1 protein-coding gene is annotated in these 2,724 nt (G+C 47.2%); it reads right to left on the bottom strand.

Annotated elements, in window-relative coordinates:
* On the bottom strand, window positions 1–2,724 hold a 2,724-nt coding region (locus tag B3C94_RS20785; RefSeq protein ID WP_293907320.1), incomplete at both ends, for a translocation/assembly module TamB domain-containing protein.

Below are 2,724 nucleotides of genomic sequence, written 5' to 3'. Positions count from 1 at the left end.
TCTGTTGTAATCCATGGTAATGATAAAACCGATTCCGGTTTCGACAAATTGTCCCTGCAGCGTAACCTGATATTGATTTTTGCGGTAGAAACGCGCAAAGTAGCGCCCATCCTGCGAAAGCTGATAATCCAGCTGTATGTCGCCGGCGATATTATTGGCAGCCTCACCGGGACGCGAATTTCCTTCTACTTCAAAGTTGGATCCGATATTAACTTTGAGGCGGTCGTTGAGCAACATTTTGGAAACACCGATATTGAGGTCGGTCCGTGTCTGTGCCGATCCGGTGCTGTAGTCATCTTCGGATGTCAGGTTGAAATCGAGCTCGACACCTGTAATTAAATCCGAAGCCAGCCTATTCAGCTGCGAACTCAAAAACGAACTCACACTATTTCGCACAAGCGCTTCCGTACCGCCGCCGCCAGAGAGACTTTCAAAAGGATTGGCAGACATAAAGCGTCCCAGCACAATCAGTGAAAAGACTTGTTTGTTGAGGTCGGAAGGATTTTCGCGCAGGGTCGTCAGTGCATTGTCAACCTTGCTGATGACATCCTGCGAAACAACGGCATTGTTGGCATTGAGATCGATATCAAAATTGAGTTGCGGCTGGAATAGTTTGTCCGAGATTTTTAGCAGCACATCGAAAGGGATCTTTTGCTTATATAAGTTCGCATTCTGCGTACCGAGCTGCGGCGCGACAAGTTCTAATGTAGGCGCTTTTAAGGTGTATGCCGCTGTAATATTGAGCTGTGCGTCCAATGGATCTCCGTTCCAGGTGATTGTACTTCCTTTTTGAAAGGTAAAGTCTTTTTTCACAGGTCCAAAGCTGAAGGAATAACTTCCCCGCTCCACGGTAAAAGTTCCCGACATCGTTATTTTGCCGCTGGCATCCATGCCTGCGTTCAGTTCAGCCTCGCCCTGAATGTTAAGGGCATCCTGCGAACCGGCGTCAAGGAGTATCTTAAATTTGGCGTCCTTATCAGTCTGCAGATTCAGATCGACGTCTATTCCGGTAAGTTTGGTCACCGTCATGGAGTCCAGTCTGGCGAGCGCATTTGCGGTGGCAGTATCGCGTTTGTCCACAAATTCGACCACGCCCTTGCGATCGGCCATACCGGGATCGTTGTTGGGCATTACCATGGTAAAATCGGTGCTGTCGAGTACCTTGATGGTACCGTCCACAACCGGTTTGTCCAGATTTCCACCAATTTGCAGATCGGTGCCAAGAAACATTTTTCCATAAAAGAGATCGTTGTCTGCCTGTGTGGAATTGAGCACTTCAAAATTGTCCATCGCGATGCCGAGGTCAAATTCAAAATCGGTGTAGGTCTGTGTCTTGATAGAACCGCTAACCTGGGCAATATTGCCTTTGCTGTCTTCGAGTTCAAATTTAGGGAACGAAATACCATTTTGGTCAAAACGGATCTGTTCATCTTTTGCTTTGAACAGGGCATTGAGCATGGCAACATTAAATTCAGCGTCTCTAAAATTGAGGTCACCCCTAATCTGCGGTTTCGAAGGTGTTCCATTTATTTTTAACTGCCCTTCAAGGTTTCCCTTAGAATCTTTGAGATTCCCCATGCTGAAAGCCTGTACGGTCTTCATCGTCAGCGGTGCAATATCGAGTGTGAAGTCCAGTGTTGCATCGCCTTGCGGGGGATTGATAAAATCGCCACTAAGGACCAGGTTATTACCGTTTTCGGTAATGCTCACATTTGCGTTATAGGTGTTTTCACGTTCATTGTTGACCTTAATATTGACATTGCCCACGGTATCTTTTCCGAAGTAAAACTTATCGACGACGAGATCGGCCACAAACACTGGGCTACTTTCCAATCGGGAGAGCGTAGTTTGCCCATTGATGCCACCGCCGACATCCAGACTGTCACTCATGACCATCTTGCTCAGGGTCTCTATGCGGAAATTTTTAAAAGCGACATCAAGCGGCGAATTAAAGATGCTGTCCTGCGAAGCGATGCGTAGTTCCTGTCCCTGGTTGCTCAAGACAAAATTGTTGGCCTGTATGCCGGCGCTGCCAAATTTTAAGCGATTGTTGGGCGCGACATTCCACTTATCGTAGTTGAGCATAAGGCCGTCCTGAAGTAAGCTGAATTCAAATAGGCCATTTTTGGCCTCCATGTGGGCGCCCAGGTGATATTGTTCTTTATCCTGTTTATCCTTAATCCAAAGCCCCATATTGACTTTGTTCTGGGCGACCTTTCCGCTGAAAATAGTGTTGGTCAACTCAATACTGCTAACTTTAACCTTGTTGATTAAGGCCGAATAATAGAGAGCACTATCGAGACTGTTGATATCCAGGGTGACATTGTCGATAGCCGTACCAGCATACACGATTCGCGGGGCATCCAGTTTGGCCGAGAGGTTTTTGGTGGCACTGTTGAAGAGACCATCCAGACTAATAGCTTTCATTTCCGTCAGCTCCGGTAGAAAATCCTGAATCAGCCTGTTGCGGGTCAGCTGTACCGAAAATTCAATGAGCTGCGGCGAGTAGGGTGGAATCTCGACGGGCTTTTGGGGCTTATAATATACCTGGAGGAGATCCTGTACGGCACTTTGCAGTTCCAAGATTTTGTACTTGCCGACTAGGTGGGCATTCAAGAAATCGGAACGTAGTTGCAGTTGATTACGGCTGCTGTCAGCTTTTGCTAGGACGGATACTGTGTCCAACGCATATCGATCGCTGTTGTATTGGATCAGCGAATTGGT

The organism is Sphingobacterium sp. UBA5670, from assembly GCF_002420705.1.
Classification (GTDB): Bacteria; Bacteroidota; Bacteroidia; order Sphingobacteriales; family Sphingobacteriaceae; genus Sphingobacterium.
This window is presented reverse-complemented; position numbering and strand designations above follow the sequence as displayed.